This is a genomic window from Pseudomonas fluorescens (assembly GCF_000730425.1).
Classification (GTDB): Bacteria; Pseudomonadota; Gammaproteobacteria; order Pseudomonadales; family Pseudomonadaceae; genus Aquipseudomonas; species Aquipseudomonas fluorescens_X.
In genome coordinates this window covers 5,229,800-5,251,260 of record NZ_CP008896.1, presented here as the reverse complement: position 1 = coordinate 5,251,260, position 21,461 = coordinate 5,229,800, and the positions used below count along the sequence as shown (strand labels likewise).

Genomic DNA, 21,461 nt, shown 5'->3' with positions numbered 1-21,461 from the left:
CTACTCCTTGTTGGCCGCCAGATTCACCACCCGGTTGGAACGATCCACCGGACGCACTTGCTGGCCCTCATGGAGCACATGGACACCGGCCGCAATCACCCAGTCGGAGGGGGCAAGGCCTTCGAGCACCGGTACGCTGTTTTCACCAAAGGCACCGATCCGCACCGCTGTACGCTTGAGGGTGTTGTCCGGCTTGACCAACCAGACGTAGGACGCGCCGTTCTCTGCACTGAGGGCAGAAAGCGGCACCGACAGAGGAATCACACCGTCTGCCTGGATAAAGACCCGAGCACTCTGCCCCAGCTCAGCGGGGACTTTGCCGGCGTTGAAAGCCACGCGGGCGGCGAAGGTGCGCGACTTGGGATCTGCCGCCGGTGACAGCTCGCGAATGCGTCCGTCAAAACGCTGGTCGGGCTGGCTCCACAACTCTACGGAGACCGGCTGGCCGACCTTGAAGCGGCCAAAGCTCTGCTCCGGAAAGCTGATCAAGACTTCACGCTCGCCATCGGTGGCCAGGGTGAACACGGTCTGCCCGGCAGACACCACTTGCCCGACTTCCACCGCACGCTTGGCCACCACCCCGTCCTGGGGCGCGCGCAGCACGGCATAGCCGGCCTGGTTGTTGGCCACATCGAACTCAGCCTTGATCTGCTGCAGGCGGGCGACACCTGCACGGTAGAGGTTTTCGGAATTGTCGTACTGGGAGCGGCTGACCATCTGACGGTCCATCAGGGTCTTGTAGCGATCACGCTCAGCCCGTACCAGGCTCAGGTTGGCCTCGGCGGCAGTGACCTGAGCACGCGTGGCTTCCAGCTGCAAGCGCACATCCTGGGGATCAAGTTCAGCCAACGGCTGGTTGGCCTTGACACGCTCGCCCTCTTCCACCAGCCGCCGGCTGACTTTGCCGCCAATGCGAAAGGCCAGGTCCGGCTCATAACGGGCCCGCACCTCGCCGGGATAGCTATCCATTGCCTGCGCCGAGGGCTGGGGCTGTACCACCATGGCCGGGCGGACGGTGGTGGGGGCCGCTTCTTCATGGCCACAGCCAGCCAACAAGAAAGCCAGGCTGACAGGCAACGCGAGGGGCAGGAAAATGCTGCGCATGCTGAAGGACCTTTCGCAAATGGTGCTTGGAGTAATTATACTGGCCGGTATGTTATTAATACCAAACTCACCAGTCCAGTATTAAAGTGAAAATGTCCGACAATCCTGTAAGCACCAATAGCCCCGGGCGTCCCAAGGACATGGCAAAACGCCAGGCAATCCTCGACGCAGCGAAAATCCTGTTCTTGAGCAATGGCTACGCGAGCACCAGCATGGATGCGGTGGCCCTTGAGGCTGGCGTGTCGAAACTGACGGTCTACAGCCACTTCACCGACAAGGAAACGCTGTTCACCGCCGCCGTCGAGGCCAAGTGCGAAGCGCAGCTGCCGGTGATGTATTTCGAACTGCCCGACGACGTGCCAGTGGAGAACGTGCTACTGAACATCGCCCGTGGCTTTCACCTGCTGATCAACAGTGACGAGTCGGTGAACCTGCATCGTTTGATGATGACGTCGGGCAATCAGGATCCGAAGCTGTCGCAGATCTTCTTCGAGGCCGGGCCCATGCGGATGTTGCAGGGGATGGAGCGCTTGCTGGGCAAGATCAACCAGAGTGGAGCGCTACGCATCGACAAGCCGTTTACCGCCGCCGAACATTTTTTTTGCCTGCTCAAGGGCACGGCGAATTTCTGTTTGCTGTATGGCTGCGGCGAACGCTTGAGCGAAGCCGCCGCCGAAGAGCATGTGCAGGACGTGGTGGGGTTGTTTATGCGGGCATATCGGCCTTGAACAGTCGCTGATCGATCTGACGCCATCGCCGGCAAGCCGGCGCCTACAAGATGATTGCGTTTGTTGCGAAGAGGCTCTCAGGCCTTGAGCGCTTTCTTTGGATAAATATCGTATCGGCTGGACTTGCCATCCAGCGCATGGCTCGGCTTGGGCCCCTCAATGCACGGCGCCTTGCGCGGGCGCTTGACCACCACCCGGTGGCTGGCCAGGGCCAAGGCCGCCGCCAGCAGCGCCGGGGCATCCGGATCATCGCCCACCAGCGGGCGAAACAGGCGCATTTCCTTCTTCACCAGGGCCGTTTTCTCACGATGGGGAAACATTGGGTCCAGGTAGATCACCTGCGGCGGCTCACCTGCCCAATGGCGCATCACCTCGATGGAGTTGCCCTTGAGCAAGGTCATCCGCGCGACGATGGGTGCCACTTCAAAATCATCCGCACCGCGCGCCAGGCCATCTTCGAGCAAGGCACCAATCAGCGGTTGACGCTCTATCAGGCTCATCTCGCAGCCCAGGCTGGCCAGCACGAATGCGTCCTTGCCCAGGCCGGCCGTGGCATCCAGCACCCGGGGCCGCACACCCTGGGACACACCCACCGCCTTGGCGATCATCTGCCCGCTGCCACCACCGTAGAGCCGGCGATGGGCCGCGCCACCTTCGACAAAATCCACCCGCACCGGGCCGGGTGCATCAGGCCCTAACTGTTGCAGTTGCAGGCCCTGCTCACCCACTTGCAGGGCAAAGTCGGCGTCTGCCAACTGCAAAGGCAGGCCAAGCTGCTCCGCCCAGTGCTGGGCACGGGCCTGGAAACCGTCGGCCAAGGCTTCGACCCGAATGCGGCTGGCCGCGGGTTGTTCGCTCATCGTTTACTACGCTCAAAAAATATTAAGGATCGGCAAAAAGCGGCCGATAAAAAAGGATCAGGCATTTTGCCAGACCCTGAGCGTCGACCGAGAGAAATGTCAGACATTCATTCCCTGTTCACCGGTGTACTGCCGACCCACAACCACTTCGGCCTGCGCAATACCCAAGCGCTGGCCGGTGTCAGTCATGTGTGGCAGGACTTCTTCGCCCGGGCGCTGGCCGAGCAACTTGGCCAGGAGCCAGGTGCGCAGCTGGCCGCAGATCCGGTGCCGGTGGATGCCTCGGTCGAACCCAGCGCCGGCAGCGACCTGCTGACGCAAATCGTCACCCAGCGTCATTGCGATGTGCGGGACACCGAGGTCGCCCCGCCCGAGCCACTGTTCCTGCCGATTGCCGAGTTCGAACTGGACCTGCTGCCACCGGCAGCCGTGCCATTCCCTGAAGATGAAATTGTCGCCCAGCAACGCCAGCAGAACTTCGACAGTGGTTGGGTACGGCCCATCGTACTGACGGCAGGCCAGCCACTGCCCGAACCTGGCCCGGCGCCGCAACCCAAGCCGTTGTTCCTGCCGATTGCCGAATTCGAACTGGACCTGCTGCCACCCGCAGCCGAGCCGTATTCGGATGAAGCGTTGGTGCAGCAGCAAAAGGCCCTGGACTTCGATTGCGGCTGGGCGCGCCCACTGATCCTCAATAACCTGCGCCTGGCAGCCTGATCGTTAGCGGCACAAGCCCCGGCACGTTGACCAAATCATGGCTCACCCCTTGAACAACTGATTGGCCTGGCTGAACGGCATCGAGCGTTCGGTGAAGGTAAAGGTCCCCAGTTCCTGAACCTCCCGTGCAGCCCTGAAAAACTCGCCATAGGCCGCAAGGGCCATGGCCGAGCCAACGCTGATGCGCTTGACGCCCATCTCGCTCAACTGCGTCACCGAAAGCTTGAGACCACCGGACATCAACACATTCACCGGCTTTGGCGCCACTGCCCGCACCACCGCCAAGACTTCCTCGGCACTGCGCAAGCCGGGGGCATACAACACGTCGGCGCCGGCTTCGGCATAGGCCTGCAAACGGCTAATAGTGTCGGTCAGATCCAGGCGGCCATGCAGGAGGTTTTCCGCGCGGGCCGTCAGCATGAAGGGAAATGGCAGGCTGCGCGCGGCGGCGACAGCGGCCTCGATGCGTTCAACGGACAGATCAAAGGGGTAGATCGGGTCGACCGCAATCCCAGTGGCGTCTTCGATGGAGCCACCGACGATGCCGGTAGCAGCGGCGTGCAACAGGCTCTGGGCGCACCCCTGGGGGGTATCGCTGAAGCCGTTTTCCAAATCTGCTGCCACCGGCAGCGCAGTGGCCTGGACAATCATCCGGGCATTCCCCAGGGTATCTTCCAGTGATAGCGCACCTTCGGCATCCGGACGTCCGAGACTGAAGGCAAAGCCCGCGCTGGTGGTGGCCAGGGCCTCGAAGCCGAGGCTGGCGAGCATCTTGGCGGAGCCGGCATCCCAGGGGTTGGGCATCACGAACGCGCGGTCGCGCTCATGCAGGGCTCTAAAGGATTCGGCGCGAAGGGTTTGGGCATCCATGACTGACTCCAGGCACAAAAGAACCCTAGAGTAACCCCAGTTGCTCCACAGCGGGTTCCCGATGCAGTTGCGCCAACGCCGGCAAACCCGGCAAACGCGCCATCAACTGCTGATGAAAGCGCATGGCCAACTGGGCCGCCAGGCGGTTATCCGAGGTGTGCAGGAACACATAGGGCGTACGTCCTTCTTCGATCCAGCCAGCGACCTTTTCAACCCACGGCACCAGGAATGGATCATTGGCCTCCAGGTCCGGGTGGCCGATAAAGCGCACCTGGGGAAACTGCGTCAGCGCCGCAGGCCGGGTCGGGACCTTGGGTTTTTTCGATTGGGCGTGGAGCACCGCCGCCGAGGTTGAAGTGCAACTGAACAGCGCCCGAGGATCCAGGCAGATGCGCTCGACACCCCGGTCACGCAGCAGGCGGTTGAGGCTGCGCTCGGCGTCACCCTTGGCGAAGAACTCACGGTGACGCACTTCTACCGCCAACGGGCGCTCCAGGCCGTCGATAAATCCGGCCAGCTCCCCCAGTCGCTGTGGGGTGAAGCTGGCCGGCAGTTGCAGCCACAGCGGCGAAACCCGCTCGCCCAGCGGGCTCATCAAGCCGAGGAAGCTTTCGGCCGCGGGCAGTTGCTCATGCAGGTCAGCGCTGTGGCTGATATCCCCGGGGAATTTGGCGGTAAACCGAAAGTGCGCGGGCATGATCTCGGCCCAGCGTTGCACGGTCGCGACCGAGGGCCGCGCGTAGAACGTGGTGTTGCCTTCACAGGCGTTGAAGACCTGGCAATAGAGCCCGAGAAAATCCGTGGCACGGGCGTCCTGCGGATACAGGTACTCGCGCCAGGCGTTTTCACTCCAGGACGGGCAACCGAGGAAATAAGGCAGCAGCATCAGATGTGGATATCGAGGCCCAGCACTTCCATATCCCATTCGACAAAGCCGGCAGTGGTCAGGTAGCTGGCCAGGGCCGTGGCGACGTTCTTGCTCATGGAGCGCGGGAAGATCATGTCTTGCTGGCGGGCCGGAACGCCGCCGATACGCGCGCCGCTGGCACCTTGGGAACGGGCTGAAACTGCAGAGCCCTGGGAGGTTTCGGCCTGGACTTCAATAAAGTCGGGGGATTCTTCGACGCACTCGTCTACCTTCACGTTCGCCTTGCGGGGCTTGCGCTTGAGGGGGTAGGACTGGGAAGAAAAGCCGTCTATACGCATGCATGCAGATCCGCTATCAATAGTGGCAATTTAGCGGCACTTTCCTTGGCGCGCAAATGCTCTGGTGACAACTAGAACACATAAACGGGCAAAGGTTTAAGCCCGGGGGCAAATTCTGACGATTGGCGATGCGCTGCCGCTGTAGGAGCCGGCTCCTACAGGGTCAGGATTGTTGGCGCTCGGCCTTGGTCTGCGCCACTTTATCGCGCAGGTATACCGGCGCGGCCTGGTCGGCGGCGATCGCCTCACCACGCTCCCAGGCAAAACGCGCCAGGGTCAGCAGGTCTTCGGCATGGGGCAGCATCGCGGCATCCTGGCCGACCGTGGGCACGGCGATCCGCTCGCCATAACCCCAACCGGTACCGGCGCCAAACCAGTCACCGCTGGCATCCGCCGGCAAGGCCGCGGCCTCGGGCGGCTGCACGGCTTCGACACCGATCAGGCGCATCTCACCCGCGGTCTCGCGGTAGCAGCCCCAATAGACTTCATCCATCCGCGCATCGATGGCTGCCGCGACCTGGGCCACACCATGCTCGCGCAACGCCCGCTGGGCCAGCACGGCCAGGTTGGACACCGGCAATACCGGCCGTTCCAGGGCGAACGCCAGGCCCTGTACCACGCCTATGGCGATGCGCACCCCCGTGAACGCCCCCGGGCCACGGCCAAAGGCGATGGCATCCACCGCCGATAAGGTGGTGCCAGCATCGAGCAGTAACTGCTTGATCATCGGCAGCAGCTTTTGCGCGTGCAGGCGCGGGATCACCTCATAGTGGCTCGTGACCTTGCCGTCATGCAGCAGGGCAACGGAGCAAGCTTCAGTCGCGGTGTCCAGGGCCAGCAGGGTGCTCATTGGTGTGGGTGTCCAAATCGAAAAAAAGTGCGCCAGTATAAACAACAACGGCCCGCAAGCGGGCCGTTGAACGTCAAGCCGATCATCAGATCAGTTCAGCGCTTCCAGCACCTTGGCGGTGATGGCTTCAACCGAACCGACGCCCGGGATATGGCTGTACTTCGGCTTGCCCTGGGCGGCCGACAGCTTCTGGTAGAAGTCCACCAGCGGCTTGGTCTGGGAGTGGTAGACCGACAGGCGATGACGCACGGTTTCTTCGGTGTCGTCTTTGCGCTGCACCAGGTCGTCACCGGTGACATCATCCTTGCCAGCCACTTTTGGCGGATTGTAGACGATGTGGTACACACGGCCCGACGCCTCGTGAACGCGGCGACCGGCGATACGCTGGACAATCTCTTCATCTTCAACCGCGATTTCGACCACCGCGTCCAACTCGACGCCCGCCTTCACCAGGGCTTCAGCCTGGGGGATGGTGCGTGGGAAACCGTCGAACAGGAAGCCATTCTTGCAGTCGTCCTGGCTGATGCGTTCCTTGACCAGGTTGATGATCAGATCGTCGGACACCAGGCCACCGCTGTCCATCACGCTCTTGGCGATCAGGCCCAGCTCGGTGCCGGCCTTGACGGCTGCGCGCAGCATGTCGCCAGTGGAGATTTGTGGAATGCCGAACTTTTCAGTGATGAACTTTGCCTGAGTACCTTTACCGGCCCCGGGAGCTCCCAGCAGAATGACGCGCATCGATGTGCTCCTCAATTTTTTATAGAGATGACGCTCGGATTCGCCGCGTGGGGCCAATCTCGTAGAATATGCTCGTAAAAATACGAATCCAGGCCGCCCAAACGGCCAAAGGCTGATCAAGATACACAGCGAGCCCTAACCACACAAGCCGCCAAAAGTCGGAAGAACCCGCACCACACAAGCCGTTTGGTCGCGGTTTCCCTTGGTGCAACCCTGACACAAAACCGCAGGCCGAGCCCTTTCGGGTCGGCCGGCGGTTTTGTGTGCAAGCCCTTGAGAACACGCCAGAAATGTCAGCCGGTGTTGCGCAATCCGGCGGCAATACCGGCCACGGACACCAGCAGCGCCTGTTCCAGAGGGCTGTCCTGTGCCGCTTCCTGCTGGCGCGAGCGGGCCAGCAGCTCGGCCTGCAACAGGTGCAACGGGTCGAGGTAGGTGTTGCGCAGGCGGATGAACTCCAGGGTGTCGGGACTGTGGGCCAGCAGCTGCGACTGCCCGGTCAGGCCAAGCACCACGGCACACGCCTGCGACAATAGGTCGCGTAAATGCGCACCCAACGGCAGCAGGTCGGGCTGCACCAGACGCTCGTCATACAGGCGGGCGATATCAGCGTCGGCCTTGGCCAGGACCATTTCCAGCATATCGATACGAGTGCGGAAAAACGGCCATTGTTCACGCATCTGCCCCAGCAACTCACCTTCGCCGCGCTCCAACGCCTTGCTCAAAGCCGCTTCCCAACCCAGCCAGGCCGGCAGCATCAGGCGGGTCTGGGTCCAGCCGAAAATCCACGGGATCGCACGCAGACTCTCAATGCCACCGGCACGGCGCTTGGCCGGTCGACTGCCCAGGGGCAGACGTCCCAGTTCCTGCTCGGGCGTGGACTGGCGGAAGTACTCGACGAATTGCGGATTTTCCCGCACCACCGCGCGATAGGCGCTGACACCATCGGCGGCCAACTCATCCATCAAATGACGCCAGGCCGGTTCCGGTGGTGGCGGTGGCAACAAGGTCGCCTCCAGCACCGCGGCCAGGTACAGGTTGAGGTTCTGCTCGGCGATATCCGGCAAGCCGAACTTGAAGCGAATCATCTCGCCCTGCTCGGTGGTGCGGAAACGCCCGGCCACCGAACCTGGCGGCTGCGACAGAATCGCCGCGTGGGCCGGGCCGCCGCCACGGCCAACAGTGCCGCCACGACCATGGAACAACAACAGTTCCACCTGCTGCTCACGGCAGATATCCACCAGGCGCTCCTGAGCGCGGTATTGCGCCCAGGCCGCGGCGGTGGTGCCGGCGTCCTTGGCCGAGTCCGAGTAGCCGATCATCACTTCCTGCGGGCCTTGCAAGCGCGCGCGATAGCCAGGTAGCAGCAACAGGCGCTCGATCACCGGGCCGGCGTTGTCCAGGTCGGCCAGGGTCTCGAACAGCGGCACCACGCGCATCGGCCGCTGCACCCCGGACTCCTTGAGCAGCAACTGTACCGCCAGCACATCGGATGCCGCACCCGCCATGGAGATGACATAGGAACCAAGGGACGCCGCCGGCGCGGCGGCAATTTCCTTGCAGGTATTGAGCACTTCGGCGGTGTCGGCCGACGGCTTGAAATAGCCTGGCAACAATGGGCGACGGTTAGCCAACTCCTTCATCAGGAAGGTGATGCGTGCGTCTTCGTCCCAGTCCTCATAGCGGCCCAGGCCGAGGTAGTCGGTGATCTCGGTCATCGCCGCCGAATGCCGGCTGGAGTCCTGGCGCACGTCCAGGCGTACCAGGAACAGGCCAAACGTTACCGCACGGCGCAGGCAATCGAGCAGCGGGCCGTCGGCTATCACCCCCATGCCGCAGGCGTGCAGGGACTGATAGCACAGCTCCAGGGGCTCCAGCAGATCGCGATTGTTTTGCAGCACCTCGGCCGGCGCCGGAACGTTGCTAGCCAGCGCCGCATGCGCCCAATTGCGGGTGGCGCGCAGGCGTTCGCGCAGTTGCTTGAGCAGGGCCCGATAAGGCTCGACGCTATCACCGGCCCTGGCTTGCAACTCGGGGCTGGCCCGCTGCATCGACAGCTCCGATGCCAGGTGATCGATATCACGCAAGTACAGATCTGCCGCCATCCACCGCGCCAGCAACAGCACTTCACGGGTAACCGGAGCGGTCACATTGGGATTGCCATCACGGTCGCCGCCCATCCATGAGGCAAAGCGAATCGGTGCAGCCTCCAGGGGCAGGCGCAGGCCGGTGGCGGCGTGCAAGGCTTGGTCAGCCTTGCGCAGGTAGTTGGGGATGGCGTGCCACAGCGAATGCTCGATCACCGCAAAGCCCCACTTGGCCTCGTCCACCGGAGTGGGCCGGGTACGGCGGATTTCTTCGGTGTGCCAGGCTTCGGCGATCAGGCGTTGCAAGCGTTGGCGAATCTGCTCGCGCTCGGCGCCGGTCAAGTCGCGGTGATCCTGCAACGCCAGTTGCGCGGCGATGGCATCGTATTTCTGGATCAGGGTCCGGCGCGCGACTTCGGTCGGGTGGGCGGTGAGCACCAGTTCGATCTCCAGCCGCGCCAACTGCCGGGCCAGGGACTCGCTGCTATGGCCCTCACTCTGCAGGCGCGCCAACAGTTCGGGCAGCACCCGTGACTCGAACGGGGCTGGCTGGGACTCATCGCGCCGGTGAATCAGTTGGTACTGTTCGGCGATGTTGGCCAGGTTGAGGAACTGGTTGAACGCACGCGCCACCGGTAGCAATTCGTCTTCCTGCAACTGGTTGAGACTGGCACTGAGCTCTTCGCCGGCCACTGCCTCCGTGGCCGCACCACGGCGATCGGCCTTGGCGCCTTTACGGATCTGCTCGATCTTGTCGAGGAACTCATCACCGTACTGCTCTCGAATCGTGTTGCCCAGCAGTTCACCCAGCAGGTGAACATCTTCACGCAAACGTGCATCGATATCGCTCATCAGCCAATCTCCAGCCAGGAATCCGGGACGCTTTGATCCTCAAGAGTGCCGATCAAGGCGCGGTCTTACAAGCAATGTTCGGCAGTCAGCGCCCCTTGTAGGAACTGGCTCGCCAGCGAAAAACTTCCAGGCGCCGCATTAATCCGGATCTCCTGCGTCATCGTTAACGATCATCGCCGGTCCTATAACTTTGTGGGTTGCAGCTAGTCTGAAGGGTAAGTCGTGGCGTTACCCACGCCGCGACCGGTCACTCATCACCGCCCGCTACCCCGGGCATTACTGAGGTTGCCATGAAAATCCGAGAACTGGCCCAGCAATGGGAAGAAACCGCCAAGGGTCGCCTGACCAAGACCGAATATGCCATTCACCTGGATGTAGAGGCCGCCGCGCGGCTGGCGGCCATCGGCGAGATGTACCCCAAGCGCAGCACCGAGGAATTGCTCGGTGAACTGATCGGCGCCGCCCTGGAAGAGCTGGAAGCCAGCTTTCCCTACATCCAGGGCCAGCATGTGGTTGCCACCGATGAAGAGGGTGATCCGCTGTATGAAGATGTAGGCCCGACGCCGCGCTTCCTCTCACTGTCGCGGCGTTATCTGCACGACATGTCAGCCATGCCTGACGATCAGAAGCACTGATAAACATCCACCAAAAACCATCAACCCCCTGCATACCGGGCCTTTCATGGGCCCGGCATACCGCTGCGCGTGGCAAAAGTTCCGACTTTTAAACGCTGACCTACTAGTCAGATTTGTTCAGAAGTTTTTTCGGGCAAATCGCCATCTTTGCTGAACTATTCAAAAAAGCCTCGGGTCACAGCCAGTAAGCCATCACTTGGAACAGGCGTTTGAAAAGGCAAACTGAGCTTCACCGCCAGAACGCAAACGCTGAACACCGTAGATGGATTTGATGTTTTTGAGGAGTTATCCAATGGAGTTGAAGACGATGAAGACCAGCACTGCCAAATCCTCGTTTAACCACCTGCGCGGGCTCAAATTGGCCGCGTTGGCAATCGGCACCAGCTTCGTTCTCGCAGGCTGTGCCGGCAACCCGCCGACTGAGCAGTACGCCGTGACCCAATCGGCCGTGAACAGCGCCGTCAGCGCTGGCGGTACCGAATACGCTGCGGTGGAAATGAAAGCTGCCCAGGACAAGCTCAAGCAGGCCGAGCTGGCCATGCATGACAAGAAGTACGACGAAGCCCGTCGCCTGGCCGAACAGGCTGAGTGGGACGCTCGCGTTGCAGAGCGCAAGGCCCAGGCTGCCAAGGCCGATCTGGCGCTGAAGGATTCCCAGAAGGCTGTTCAGGAGCTGCGTAAGGAAGGCATGCGCCCTGCTTTGATCCAGCAGAAGTAAGCAGCGCCTTTGTTTGCATCGCACCCGAAATCGAATTGAAAGGACGACACCACTATGCGTAAACAATTGATGATCCCTGCCCTGCTGGCGATGAGCGTTGCACTGGCGGCTTGCTCCACCCCGCCTAACGCGAACCTGGAAAACGCACGGACCAATTTCTCGGCCCTGCAAGCCAACCCGCAAGCGACCAAAATCGCCGCCCTGGAAACCAAGGACGCCAGCGAATGGCTGGACAAGGCCGACAAGGCCTACCGCGACAATGAAGACGAGAAGAAGGTCGACCAACTGGCCTACCTGACCAACCAGCGGGTTGAAGTGGCCAAGGACACCATCGCCCTGCGCGAGTCCGAATCCAAGCTGAAAAACGCTGGTGACGAACGTGCCCGCGCCCTGCTCGACGCTCGCGATGCACAGATCAAGCAACTGCAAAACAGCTTGAATGCCAAGCAGACCGATCGCGGCACCCTGGTGACGTTCGGTGATGTATTGTTCGCCACCAACAAGTCCGATCTGAAATCCAGCGGCCTGGTCAACATCACCAAGCTGGCGCAGTTCCTGCGCGAAAACCCGGATCGTAAAGTGATTGTCGAAGGCTACACCGACAGCACCGGTTCGGACTCCTACAACCAGAGCCTGTCCGAGCGCCGTGCCGCTTCGGTACAGCGTGCACTGGCCCAGCAAGGCGTGGAAATCTCGCGCATCGTGACCCAGGGCTACGGCAAGGAATACCCGGTTGCCGACAACGGCAGCGCTTCGGGCCGCGCCATGAACCGCCGCGTTGAAGTGACCATCTCCAACGACAACCAGCCGGTCAAGCCACGCTCTTCGGTTCAATAACCGTCTGACGTACACCGGTCTGTAAGCCCTGCCTGAGGTCCAGGCAGGGCTTTTTTTGCAAGATACCGCCAGGGTGAGGCTGATCAGCCGAAGTTGATCGAGTTGTTGTTCTCTTGGGGCATCTGCATGCCTTGCTGCCCTTGGCCACTCATCTGATCGCGCGTAGAGCCTTGATCATCCTCGCCACCGCCACTGCTGCCTTGGGATCCGCCTGCGCCACCCGCAGCGCCCAACAGTTGTGCCAGGAGCCTCTTCAGCGCCTCAGGGTCCATACCGCCCTGCTGCTGACCACCGTCGACCCCCTTGCCAACCATATTGCCGGAATCCCCCATACCGGCGCCGCTGAAGTTACCGAACCCGCTACCAATTCCACCAATACTCATAACGATACTCCACGTAATTAAGGGTCACTTGTCAGCGCTGCCGACAACCCAATCAGTGGCGTCGTACAAAATATGGTTCCAAAAACTACCGGCTGGTTTACTGCTGTAACTGTGGGGTTTCCTGCCCCATGCAGCGCACTGCCTGTTTCTTGCTGTTCACCAGTACGCCGGTCAAACCCTTTTGCTCAGTATCGAACAACACCAGCACGCCATCGACGCATTGCGCCACCTGGGGCGCAGGGGTCAGGGAGACTTTATAGTCCTCGCCGGGCACGGTCTTGAGCATGGTGTAGTCGCTGAGCAGCAACGCATCCTCGGGCTTGGCAAAGTGCAGGTAGCCGTAATACCACAGGCAGCCAACGGTACCGATGATGGTGCCGATGCCAGTGAGGATCAGGGGTATCATGTTGCGTTCTTCGCTCATTGCGGGCTCTCTGATGGTTCAGTTTTGGGATTGGGCGCCGCCGGGTAATTGGGGATTTCCCCCAGGCGACGCAGGCCATTGAAATGCTGCGGGTCGTCAAGATAACGCAACATTACGGTTTGCCAGGTCTTGTCGGCAAAGGTCTGCACATGCCCGCCTCGGGTCAGTTGCAGCACCCTTGGCGGCGGCGCAGCTTGATACAGACGGATGCCATTGGAAAGCGGCACGATCGGGTCATCCAGACTGTGGAACAGCAGTTTCGGCACGCCGGTCAGTTGTGGCATGCCATGGATCGCGCTGTCGGCATCCGGCACCAGCCACGACAACGGCACCTGAAACGGCCATGTTAGCCAGGAAGTGCTCAAGGCGAATTGCCCTACATCACGATAACTGGCGGGCACACCATCCAACACCAGCGCCTTGAGCCGTGGCTGGCGCTCGGGGTGCGCCGCCAAATAATGCACCGCCAACGCCCCGCCCAGGCTTTGGCCAAGGACCACCAGCGGCTGGCCCTGGGTTTCGGGGGCCTGGTCGAGCCACTGGAAGGCGGCGTCCAGGTCCTGGTAGATAGCCGGCAACGATGGCTTGCCTTCGGACACACCATAGCCACGATAGTCCAGCATCAGCACTTGATAGCCTTGGGTCGGCAGCCACCAACTGCCACCCAAGTGCCCGGACAGGTTGCCCCCATTGCCGTGCAGGTGCAGCACCGTGCCCTTGAGCGGTACGCCAGCCTTGGCTGGCAGCCACCAGGCGCGCAGCTTGAGGCCATCGGCGGTGGTCAGGGTGACGTCACGGTACTCCAGGCGTGCCTGTTGCGGGGTGAACGGCAGGCCGGGCTCGGGGTAGAACAGCAGCGAGCTGCAGCCGTTGAGGGTCAGGAGCAGGCATAGAATGCCGAGGAGTCGCATCCGTTGAAACCTCGCAAAGGGTTGAGGATCAACTGTAGGAACCGGCTTGCCGGCGATTGCTAACTGCCAGTTACCACACCAGTGTCTGGCTGATCGCTATCGCCGGCAAGCTCCTAGAGTTGAAGGGGTGGTCAGAGGATATTGGAGTAGTCCGCCTCGATCCGATCCAGGCTCAGGTGATTGAGGAAGTTGGAGAAGCACATCCACGCCGACAGCGCGTTCATATCGCGGAACTGATCCGGCAAGTACTTGGGCGGCACCACCAGGCCCTCGTCCACCAACTGACGCAAGGTGCGCATGTCTTCCAGGGTGGTCTTGCCGCAGAACAACAACGGCACCTGCTCCAGCTTGCCTTTGCGCACCGCCAGCTGGATGTAGTTGTAGACCATGATAAAGCCCTTGAGGTAGGACAAATCCTTGGTAAACGGCAGGCCCGTCGGCGTCGAGCCACGGAAAACCCGGCTGGCGTTGCCGTAGCTCTCGGCCATTTCAAAGCCCTGCTCACGGAAGAACTCGAACACCTGCAGGAAATCGGCGCCCTCTTCCACCATATGGATCGCGCGGGTGCGGTTGGTCAGCTTGCGCAGGCGGCTGGGATAGGAGGCGAAGGTGATGATCTCCATCAGGATCGCCAGGCCTTCCTGGGTCACGGTCGACGACGGCGGCCCCTTGGACAGGAAAGTGCAGATCGGCTGGTTCTGGCCATTGAGGGTCGTGCCGACATGGACCAGCCCCTCATGGACTTCCAGGGCCCGCACATCGCGCTCGTTGAACATCGCATCGGCGCGGATCTTGATGTAGTCGGCGCCCGCCGCCGCATCGGCCACAATGCCATCGGACTCAAAGACGCGGATGGTCTCCTCGGCCTCGCCAAACACCTTGTTCAGGCGACTTTGCAGCAGGCTCACGGCGTCCTTGGCGGTCAGGGTCTTGGCTTCGTCCTTGAGATCGCCGCGACCGTCGATATTGTTCAGGTAATCGGAGAGCATCAGGCCCAGGTCGGCCAGGGTCGGGTCACCGGCATGGAACGCATCGGACGCCGCACCGTAAAGCTCCTGGGAAATCAGGCCGAAATCCTCGGTGCCACGGGCTTCAAGCATGCGCACCACCATGCGGTACTCCTTGCACATGCGCCGCATGATCTGCCCGACCGGATTGAACTGGCCCAATTGGCGAGTGATATCGCGCTCGATGTTCTGGAACTCCAGCTTCACCTTGCTGGAATCGAACGACAATGGCCGGTTCAGGTAATAGTCGCGGTCCACCGCCGGCATGTGCTTGCCTTTGCCCTGGAGGAAGCCCTTGCGAATGTTGTCGTCCCACTTGACGGCGTCGAGGACGCGAATCGGTGTTTGCGCCAGCACAATGCGATCGGACAAGGTGCGTATCGTCTGCTGGTAATCGTCCACCCGGTACTTCCTCTCTAAACGTTATTTGCCCACGCGCTGATAGCGCACGGCTTCGACAAACACATCGGCGTTGGCCGGATCATCCAGGTAAGCCAGGACCTGGTTCATGGGGCTGCCGATCAATATCCCGTCGCCTTCGACGGTTTCCACGCTGCTACCAATCAGGGCTTTCTGCACGATGGCCTGGCTGATCGCCTCAGGGTCGAGGGTGTAGACCACCAGTTCGCGGGCATCATTCAATTCAAAGCCGGCGAGGATAAAGTGCCCGCCCAGCGTGTCCGGCAGCGGTGCCGACAGGTACCAGCGGTTGCCATGGCGCGACACGCTGAACAGATACTCATCACGCTTGACCGGCTGGGCCTGGGAAGTACTCACTGCCTTGTAGCGATGTTGGCCCGCCCGGCTGATCTGCAGGTCGAGCGGCTCGCCCCAGGCGTTGCGGCTGGCCCACTTGCCCAGCAGCGCATCAGGCGCCGCTTCGCGGGCCGGCATGGGCTCCTTGAAGGTCACCAGGCAGCCGCTCAGGAGCAGCAACACCATCGCGGTCATAAGCACACGCCAGGTTTTCATCGATCACTCCACAGCTATTTGGGGTGGCCCTGCTTGTGTAGGAGCCGGCAAGCCAGCTCCCACAAAAGCCAGCGCCTACACGACTAGACCGAGGCCAGTACCAGGTGCATGTAACGCTTGAGAATCTCGAGCATTTCCTCACCGGTCAGGGCCTCGGGCTCGAACAGCAGGCCCTGATATTCCATCCGACTGATAATCGCCGTCAACACTTTGGCATCTTGTTGCGGCTCACGGGAGCCCAGTACTTGGAAAAACTGGCAAGTGCCCTGCAACAGAATCTGCTGGTGGGAGCGCACCAGGTCCGCCAGGCGCGGGTTCAACAGGGCTTCCTGGCGAAAGGCCTGCTCGGCCATCAGGTATTCGCGTCGGCCGAGCAGTTGGCGCAAAACGTAATCGGCCGTCAGCCGCGCAATGTCATCGGCCAGCTGCGAGCGCGATTCGGCACTGCCATCACCATAAGCCACCATCTCCCGCAGCAAGCCTTCGTTACGTACCCACAACTTGCCCATGAAGGCTGCACTGCGCTCCACATACTGGGCAAAGGTATCGGTGAGCAGGTCGTCGATATCCTTGAAATAGTAGGTGGTGGCCGACAGTGGCACACCCGCCTCCGCCGCTACCGCGCGATGGCGCACGGCCCGCACGCCATCGCGCACGACAATGCGCATCGCCGCGTCGAGGATATCCTGGCGACGCTGCTCACTGCCCTGGCGACTGGCCTTGCGGCCCTGGTACTGAACACTTTCAGCCACGGCGGCAGCGATGCCAGCGGCGCCTTCTTGAGCCATTACGCGCTTCACGAAAGATCGTCCTCTCACTCAACAAAAGTCTGGCGCCGTCCGCTTGACGTTAGTCCAGGCCACACAAAAAAGCCGCCTTATAAAAGGCGGCTTCGGGATTCGCGAAGGTTACGCTTGTGGCCGCATATGCGGGAACAAGATCACATCGCGGATCGACGGTGAGTTGGTCAGCAACATCACCAGGCGGTCGATACCGATACCTTCACCGGCCGTCGGCGGCATGCCGTACTCCAGCGCCCGCACGAAATCGGCATCGTAATGCATGGCTTCGTCGTCACCGGCGTCCTTGTCGGCCACCTGGGCCATGAAGCGCTCGGCCTGGTCTTGCGCGTCATTCAGCTCGGAATAGGCGTTGGCGATTTCACGACCACCGATAAACAGCTCGAAACGGTCGGTGACGTTCGGGTTGTCGTCGTTGCGACGGGCCAGCGGCGAGACTTCGAACGGGTACTGGGTAATGAAGTGCGGCTGCTCCAGCTTGTGCTCCACCAGTTCTTCGAAAATCATCACCTGCAATTTGCCCAGGCCTTCGAAACCCAGGACCTTGGCCCCGGCTTTCTTGGCAATGGCGCGGGCCTTGTCGATGTCGTTCAGGTCATCGGCGGTCAGCTCAGGGTTGTACTTGAGGATCGAATCGAACACCGACAAGCGCACGAACGGCTCGCCGAAGTGGAACACCTTGTCGCCATACGGCACATCGGTACTGCCCAAGACCAACTGCGCCAGCTCGCGGAACAGCTCTTCGGTCAGGTCCATGTTGTCTTCGTAGTCGGCGTAGGCCTGGTAGAACTCCAACATGGTGAATTCCGGGTTGTGCCGGGTCGAGACACCTTCGTTACGGAAGTTGCGGTTGATCTCGAACACTTTCTCGAAACCGCCAACAACAAGGCGCTTGAGGTACAGCTCAGGCGCGATACGCAGGAACATTTCCATGTCCAGGGCGTTGTGGTGGGTTTCGAACGGCTTGGCTGCCGCGCCGCCTGGAATGGTCTGCAACATCGGCGTCTCGACTTCGAGGAAGTCACGTGCCATCAGGAAGCTACGGATGTGCGCGATCACTTGCGAACGCACACGGAAAGTCTGGCGCACTTCTTCGTTGACGATCAGGTCGACGTAGCGCTGGCGATAGCGCTGTTCGGTGTCGGTCAGGCCGTGGTGCTTGTCCGGCAACGGGCGCAGCGACTTGGTCAGCAGGCGCACGTTGGTCATTTCCACGTACAGGTCACCCTTGCCGGAACGGGCCAGGGTGCCTTCGGCGGCAATGATGTCGCCCATGTCCCAGGTTTTCACCCAGGCCAGGGTTTCTTCCGAGAGGGTCTTGCGGTTGACGTAGACCTGGATACGACCGGTCATGTCCTGGATCACCATGAACGAGCCACGGTTGAGCATGATGCGACCTGCCACCTTGACCGGGATCGCTGCTTCTGCCAGCTCTTCCTTGGTCTTGTCCGCGTATTGCTTCTGCAAGGCATCGCAGTAGTTGTCGCGGCGGAAGTCGTTGGGGAAGGCGTTGCCCTTGGCGCGCTCGGCAGCAAGCTTTTCCTTGCGCAGGGCGATCAGGGCGTTTTCTTCCTGTTGCAGGGCTTGGTCGAGTTGTTGGTCGCTCATGTCTTTAAATATTCCATCGGGTTCGTTGTCCCCGGCCTGCGGCCGGGGATCGCCGGCAAGCCGGCTCCTACAGGGATCGCGGTTAGTCAGCGTCTTACAGCCCGGATTTCAGGCTGGCTTCCAGGTATTCGTCGATATCGCCGTCGAGTACCTTGTCGCAGTCGCTGCGTTCGATGTTAGTGCGCAGATCCTTGATCCGCGACGCATCGAGCACGTACGAACGGATCTGATGACCCCAGCCGATATCCGACTTGGTATCTTCCAGCGCCTGGGAAGCGGCATTGCGCTTCTGCATTTCCTGCTCGTACAACTTGGCCCGCAGCATTTTCATGGCGGTGTCCTTGTTCGCGTGCTGGGAACGTTCGTTCTGGCAGCTGACCACGGTGTTGGTCGGTACGTGGGTGATACGTACGGCCGAGTCGGTGGTGTTTACGTGCTGACCACCGGCACCGGAAGACCGGTAGGTGTCGATGCGCAGGTCGGCCGGGTTGATCTCGATTTCCACCTTGTCGTCGATCTCTGGCGAGACGAAAACAGCAGAAAACGAGGTGTGGCGACGGTTGCCGGAGTCGAACGGGCTCTTGCGCACCAGACGGTGCACGCCAATTTCGGTACGCAGCCAGCCAAAGGCGTATTCGCCCTTGATATGCACGGTCGCGCCCTTGATACCGGCGACCTCACCGGCGGACAGTTCCATGATGGTTGCTTCGAAACCGCGTTTGTCAGCCCAGCGCAGGTACATGCGCAGCAGGATATTGGCCCAGTCCTGGGCTTCGGTGCCGCCGGAACCGGCCTGGATATCCAGGTAGGCGTTGTTTGGGTCCATCTCGTGGCTGAACATGCGGCGAAATTCAAGCTTGGCGAGGTTTTCCTCAAGACGGGCCAGCTCGGCGACGACATCGCCCACTGCGCCTTCGTCATTTTCTTCGACGGCCATGTCCAGCAGGTCGCGGCAATCGCCCAGACCGGTGTTCAATTCGTCGAGGGTGTCGACGATCTGCGCCAGCGCAGCACGCTCGCGGCCCAGTTCCTGGGCGTATTCAGGTTTGTTCCAGACAGCCGGATCTTCAAGCTCGCGATTGACTTCGGTCAGACGCTCATGCTTTTGATCGTAGTCAAAGATACCCCCGAATAGTTTCGGAGCGCTCGGACAGGTCCTTGATGGTGTTAAGGATCGGGTTGATTTCCATGGCGGGCAGCACTCGTTGGCGAACTTTTGAAAGCCGGCGAGTATAACGGCAAAAGGCCGGAAACGGCAGTCCACCTGGCCGAAAAGGCAGCTTTGAGTGGGATCTGTGCATCAACACGGTGCAGGCTTGCGAGTCCCACGCGGACACGTCTTGTTTCATATGCAACGCTATCATCCCGCCATCAATCAATTTTCCTTACTCATCGAACCCCTTAAGCTATCCGGCATCTGTTTAATGTCCGTTGCGTTTGGCCGAAGGCATGTCCGAACCGTTATTTCTGATCCAGCACGCGCCAGGTACGGCACGGGATTGCTCACCACAGGTTGTATTTATGCACCGCAGGAATTTGCTCAAAGCGTCCATGGCCATCGCGGCCTACACCGGGCTGTCGGCCAGTGGCTTGCTGGCCGCCCAGGCCTGGGCCGGGAATCGTGCAGCCGATGGCGACGCCAAGGCGTTCGACTTCGACTGGCTCAAACAGCAGGCCAAGCAACTGGCCGGCAAACAGTACCAGGACACCCGCCAGGTGCTGCCGCCCACGCTGGCGACCATGACCCCGCAGAACTTCAATGCCATTGGCTACGACGGCAATCATTCACTGTGGAAAGATCTCAACGGCCAACTGGACGTGCAGTTTTTCCACGTCGGCATGGGCTTCAAGACCCCGGTGCGCATGCACAGCGTCGACCCCAAGACGCGCCAGGCGCGGGAGGTGCACTTCCGTCCGTCGCTGTTCAACTATGAAAAAACCACGGTCGATACCACGCAACTCAAGGGCGACCTGGGCTTTTCCGGCTTCAAGCTGTTCAAGGCCCCGGAACTGGACCGTCACGACGTGGTGTCTTTCCTCGGCGCCAGCTATTTCCGTGCGGTGGATAACACCGGCCAATACGGCCTTTCGGCGCGCGGCCTGGCCATCGATACCTACGCCAGCAAACGCGAAGAATTCCCCGATTTCACCCAATTCTGGTTCGAGACACCGGCCAAGGACAGCACGCGCTTTGTGGTCTACGCCCTGCTCGACTCCCCAAGCGCCACCGGCGCCTATCGCTTCGATATCGATTGCCAGGCCACCCAAGTGGTGATGGCCATCGACGCCCATATCAATGCGCGTACCGCTATTCAGCAGATGGGCATCGCACCGATGACCAGCATGTTCAGTTGCGGCACCCATGAGCGACGCATGTGCGACACCATTCACCCACAAATCCACGATTCGGATCGCCTGGCAATGTGGCGCGGTAACGGCGAGTGGATCTGCCGCCCGCTGAACAACCCCGCCACCCTGCAATTCAATGCCTTCGCCGATAAAGACCCGAAGGGTTTTGGCCTGGTGCAGACCGACCATGAATTCGCCAGTTACCAGGACACCGTTGACTGGTACAGCAAGCGCCCGAGCCTGTGGGTGGAGCCGACTACCGCGTGGGGCGAGGGCTCTATTGACCTGTTGGAAATTCCTACCACCGGCGAGACCATGGACAACATCGTCGCCTTCTGGACCCCGAAGAAACCGGTCGCCGCAGGCGACGCCCTGACCTTTGGCTACAAACTGTACTGGAGCGCCCTGCCCCCGGTCAGTACGCCGCTGGCGCAAGTCAACGCCACCCGTTCCGGCATGGGCGGTTTCACCGAAGGTTGGGCACCGGGAGAGCATTACCCGCTGGTCTGGGCCCGCCGCTTTGCCGTGGACTTCAAGGGCGGTGGCCTCGACCGCCTGCCTGAAGGCACCGGGATTGAACCGGTGATCACCTGTTCCCACGGCGAGGTGAAAGACTTCAGTGTGCTGGTGCTCGATGACATCAAGGGCTACCGCATCCTCTTCGACTGGTACCCGACCAGCGACAGCGTAGAGCCGGTGGAAATGCGCCTGTTCATTCGCACCAATGACCGCACCTTGAGCGAAACCTGGTTGTACCAGTACTTCCCGCCTGCACCGGACAAGCGCAAATACAGTTGATGCCCGG

At 61.1% G+C, this 21,461-nt stretch carries 22 protein-coding genes; 6 read left to right on the top strand and 16 right to left on the bottom strand.

The genetic code is table 11. From position 1 onward, the window contains the following. On the bottom strand, positions 1–1,104 hold the full coding sequence (locus HZ99_RS23520; protein WP_038446419.1) for an efflux RND transporter periplasmic adaptor subunit: 1,104 nt from the start codon (positions 1,102–1,104) through the stop codon (positions 1–3). 92 nt (positions 1,105–1,196) lie between these two features. Here HZ99_RS23520 and HZ99_RS23515 point away from each other — a divergent pair, with 92 nt between their 5' ends. Beyond that, positions 1,197–1,832, top strand: coding sequence for a TetR/AcrR family transcriptional regulator (locus HZ99_RS23515; RefSeq protein WP_038446417.1), 636 nt, complete (start codon positions 1,197–1,199; stop codon positions 1,830–1,832). 77 nt (positions 1,833–1,909) lie between these two features. On the opposite strand, the gene HZ99_RS23510 is transcribed toward HZ99_RS23515, so the two are convergent. Then, positions 1,910–2,692 carry a class I SAM-dependent methyltransferase gene (locus HZ99_RS23510; RefSeq protein WP_038446416.1) on the bottom strand — a complete coding sequence of 261 codons (783 nt, stop codon included), beginning with the start codon at positions 2,690–2,692 and terminating at the stop codon, positions 1,910–1,912. 96 nt (positions 2,693–2,788) lie between these two features. Here HZ99_RS23510 and HZ99_RS23505 point away from each other — a divergent pair, with 96 nt between their 5' ends. Further along, entirely contained in the window at positions 2,789–3,409 is a 621-nt protein-coding gene (locus tag HZ99_RS23505; RefSeq protein WP_038446415.1) for a hypothetical protein, read from the top strand. A gap of 42 nt (positions 3,410–3,451) precedes the next feature. Here HZ99_RS23505 and HZ99_RS23500 read toward each other — a convergent pair whose 3' ends face one another. The 6 genes from HZ99_RS23500 to ppc all read right to left on the bottom strand — a co-directional run bounded on the left by HZ99_RS23500 (position 3,452) and on the right by ppc (position 10,012). Continuing rightward, positions 3,452–4,279, bottom strand: coding sequence for an isocitrate lyase/PEP mutase family protein (locus HZ99_RS23500; protein WP_038446414.1), 828 nt, complete (start codon positions 4,277–4,279; stop codon positions 3,452–3,454). A 25-nt stretch (positions 4,280–4,304) separates the two neighbouring features. Next, entirely contained in the window at positions 4,305–5,165 is an 861-nt protein-coding gene (locus tag HZ99_RS23495; RefSeq protein WP_038446413.1) for a DUF72 domain-containing protein, read from the bottom strand. Next, entirely contained in the window at positions 5,165–5,485 is a 321-nt protein-coding gene (locus HZ99_RS23490; protein ID WP_038446411.1) for a hypothetical protein, read from the bottom strand. The genes HZ99_RS23495 and HZ99_RS23490 overlap by 1 nt, the downstream gene beginning before the upstream one ends. A gap of 163 nt (positions 5,486–5,648) precedes the next feature. Further along, the gene (gene tsaB, locus HZ99_RS23485; RefSeq protein ID WP_038446409.1) at positions 5,649–6,335 is read right to left on the bottom strand and encodes a tRNA (adenosine(37)-N6)-threonylcarbamoyltransferase complex dimerization subunit type 1 TsaB; all 687 of its coding nucleotides are present in this window, start codon (positions 6,333–6,335) and stop codon (positions 5,649–5,651) included. A 90-nt stretch (positions 6,336–6,425) separates the two neighbouring features. Then, entirely contained in the window at positions 6,426–7,073 is a 648-nt protein-coding gene (gene adk, locus HZ99_RS23480; RefSeq protein WP_038446408.1) for an adenylate kinase, read from the bottom strand. Positions 7,074–7,366: 293 nt separating this feature from the next. Beyond that, the gene (gene ppc, locus HZ99_RS23475) at positions 7,367–10,012 is read right to left on the bottom strand and encodes a phosphoenolpyruvate carboxylase (RefSeq protein ID WP_038446407.1); all 2,646 of its coding nucleotides are present in this window, start codon (positions 10,010–10,012) and stop codon (positions 7,367–7,369) included. A 290-nt stretch (positions 10,013–10,302) separates the two neighbouring features. Here ppc and HZ99_RS23470 point away from each other — a divergent pair, with 290 nt between their 5' ends. The 3 genes from HZ99_RS23470 (at position 10,303) to HZ99_RS23460 (ending at position 12,202) form a co-directional block, all read left to right on the top strand. Further along, a complete protein-coding gene (locus HZ99_RS23470; protein ID WP_038446406.1) occupies positions 10,303–10,647 on the top strand; it encodes a hypothetical protein in 345 nt (114 codons plus the stop codon). 292 nt (positions 10,648–10,939) lie between these two features. Beyond that, positions 10,940–11,365 carry a DUF4398 domain-containing protein gene (locus HZ99_RS23465; protein ID WP_038446404.1) on the top strand — a complete coding sequence of 142 codons (426 nt, stop codon included), beginning with the start codon at positions 10,940–10,942 and terminating at the stop codon, positions 11,363–11,365. 54 nt (positions 11,366–11,419) lie between these two features. Beyond that, positions 11,420–12,202: an OmpA family protein gene (locus HZ99_RS23460; protein WP_038446402.1), complete on the top strand. Its 783-nt coding sequence runs from the start codon at positions 11,420–11,422 to the stop codon at positions 12,200–12,202. Between the two features lie 83 nt (positions 12,203–12,285). Here the strand turns inward: HZ99_RS23460 and HZ99_RS23455 are convergent, their stop codons facing one another. The 8 genes from HZ99_RS23455 to prfB form a co-directional block, all read right to left on the bottom strand. After that, positions 12,286–12,585: a hypothetical protein gene (locus HZ99_RS23455; RefSeq protein ID WP_038446401.1), complete on the bottom strand. Its 300-nt coding sequence runs from the start codon at positions 12,583–12,585 to the stop codon at positions 12,286–12,288. A 97-nt stretch (positions 12,586–12,682) separates the two neighbouring features. Further along, positions 12,683–13,009 (bottom strand): hypothetical protein, encoded by a 327-nt coding sequence (locus HZ99_RS23450; RefSeq protein WP_038446400.1) that lies wholly within the window; start codon positions 13,007–13,009, stop codon positions 12,683–12,685. Further along, the gene (locus tag HZ99_RS23445) at positions 13,006–13,920 is read right to left on the bottom strand and encodes an alpha/beta hydrolase (RefSeq protein ID WP_038446399.1); all 915 of its coding nucleotides are present in this window, start codon (positions 13,918–13,920) and stop codon (positions 13,006–13,008) included. The genes HZ99_RS23450 and HZ99_RS23445 overlap by 4 nt, the downstream gene beginning before the upstream one ends. A 131-nt stretch (positions 13,921–14,051) precedes the next feature. Continuing rightward, positions 14,052–15,329, bottom strand: a complete 1,278-nt coding sequence (locus tag HZ99_RS23440) for a flavohemoglobin expression-modulating QEGLA motif protein (protein ID WP_029300170.1) — start codon at positions 15,327–15,329, stop codon at positions 14,052–14,054. A 21-nt stretch (positions 15,330–15,350) separates the two neighbouring features. Next, positions 15,351–15,899, bottom strand: a complete 549-nt coding sequence (locus tag HZ99_RS23435; protein ID WP_038446397.1) for a hypothetical protein — start codon at positions 15,897–15,899, stop codon at positions 15,351–15,353. Between the two features lie 83 nt (positions 15,900–15,982). Beyond that, the gene (locus tag HZ99_RS23430) at positions 15,983–16,699 is read right to left on the bottom strand and encodes a TetR/AcrR family transcriptional regulator (RefSeq protein WP_080727750.1); all 717 of its coding nucleotides are present in this window, start codon (positions 16,697–16,699) and stop codon (positions 15,983–15,985) included. Positions 16,700–16,807: 108 nt separating this feature from the next. Continuing rightward, positions 16,808–18,307, bottom strand: a complete 1,500-nt coding sequence (gene lysS, locus HZ99_RS23425; RefSeq protein ID WP_038446395.1) for a lysine--tRNA ligase — start codon at positions 18,305–18,307, stop codon at positions 16,808–16,810. A gap of 94 nt (positions 18,308–18,401) precedes the next feature. Next, a protein-coding gene (prfB, locus tag HZ99_RS27450) for a peptide chain release factor 2 (RefSeq protein ID WP_115127508.1) occupies positions 18,402–19,497 on the bottom strand; the annotation gives its coding sequence in 2 pieces (ribosomal slippage) (positions 18,402–19,424 and positions 19,426–19,497; 1,095 coding nt in all). A gap of 331 nt (positions 19,498–19,828) precedes the next feature. Here prfB and HZ99_RS23410 point away from each other — a divergent pair. Beyond that, the gene (locus tag HZ99_RS23410) at positions 19,829–21,454 is read left to right on the top strand and encodes a glucan biosynthesis protein D (protein ID WP_038446394.1); all 1,626 of its coding nucleotides are present in this window, start codon (positions 19,829–19,831) and stop codon (positions 21,452–21,454) included. The last annotated feature ends 7 nt before the right edge of the window (positions 21,455–21,461 follow it).

Excerpts from the sequence above, each read along its gene's own strand:
- HZ99_RS23460 (WP_038446402.1), top strand. The coding sequence starts at position 11,420 with ATGCGTAAACAATTGATGATCCCTGCCCTGCTGGCGATGAGCGTTGCA.
- HZ99_RS23500 (WP_038446414.1), bottom strand. The coding sequence starts at position 4,279 with ATGGATGCCCAAACCCTTCGCGCCGAATCCTTTAGAGCCCTGCATGAG.
- lysS (WP_038446395.1), bottom strand. The coding sequence starts at position 18,307 with ATGAGCGACCAACAACTCGACCAAGCCCTGCAACAGGAAGAAAACGCC.
- HZ99_RS23505 (WP_038446415.1), top strand. The coding sequence starts at position 2,789 with ATGTCAGACATTCATTCCCTGTTCACCGGTGTACTGCCGACCCACAAC.
- tsaB (WP_038446409.1), bottom strand. The coding sequence starts at position 6,335 with ATGAGCACCCTGCTGGCCCTGGACACCGCGACTGAAGCTTGCTCCGTT.
- adk (WP_038446408.1), bottom strand. The coding sequence starts at position 7,073 with ATGCGCGTCATTCTGCTGGGAGCTCCCGGGGCCGGTAAAGGTACTCAG.
- HZ99_RS23470 (WP_038446406.1), top strand. The coding sequence starts at position 10,303 with ATGAAAATCCGAGAACTGGCCCAGCAATGGGAAGAAACCGCCAAGGGT.
- HZ99_RS23495 (WP_038446413.1), bottom strand. The coding sequence starts at position 5,165 with ATGCTGCTGCCTTATTTCCTCGGTTGCCCGTCCTGGAGTGAAAACGCC.
- HZ99_RS23450 (WP_038446400.1), bottom strand. The coding sequence starts at position 13,009 with ATGAGCGAAGAACGCAACATGATACCCCTGATCCTCACTGGCATCGGC.
- HZ99_RS23520 (WP_038446419.1), bottom strand. The coding sequence starts at position 1,104 with ATGCGCAGCATTTTCCTGCCCCTCGCGTTGCCTGTCAGCCTGGCTTTC.
- HZ99_RS23510 (WP_038446416.1), bottom strand. The coding sequence starts at position 2,692 with ATGAGCGAACAACCCGCGGCCAGCCGCATTCGGGTCGAAGCCTTGGCC.
- HZ99_RS23455 (WP_038446401.1), bottom strand. The coding sequence starts at position 12,585 with ATGAGTATTGGTGGAATTGGTAGCGGGTTCGGTAACTTCAGCGGCGCC.
- HZ99_RS23435 (WP_038446397.1), bottom strand. The coding sequence starts at position 15,899 with ATGAAAACCTGGCGTGTGCTTATGACCGCGATGGTGTTGCTGCTCCTG.
- HZ99_RS23490 (WP_038446411.1), bottom strand. The coding sequence starts at position 5,485 with ATGCGTATAGACGGCTTTTCTTCCCAGTCCTACCCCCTCAAGCGCAAG.
- HZ99_RS23410 (WP_038446394.1), top strand. The coding sequence starts at position 19,829 with ATGCACCGCAGGAATTTGCTCAAAGCGTCCATGGCCATCGCGGCCTAC.
- HZ99_RS23465 (WP_038446404.1), top strand. The coding sequence starts at position 10,940 with ATGGAGTTGAAGACGATGAAGACCAGCACTGCCAAATCCTCGTTTAAC.
- HZ99_RS23445 (WP_038446399.1), bottom strand. The coding sequence starts at position 13,920 with ATGCGACTCCTCGGCATTCTATGCCTGCTCCTGACCCTCAACGGCTGC.
- HZ99_RS23515 (WP_038446417.1), top strand. The coding sequence starts at position 1,197 with ATGTCCGACAATCCTGTAAGCACCAATAGCCCCGGGCGTCCCAAGGAC.
- ppc (WP_038446407.1), bottom strand. The coding sequence starts at position 10,012 with ATGAGCGATATCGATGCACGTTTGCGTGAAGATGTTCACCTGCTGGGT.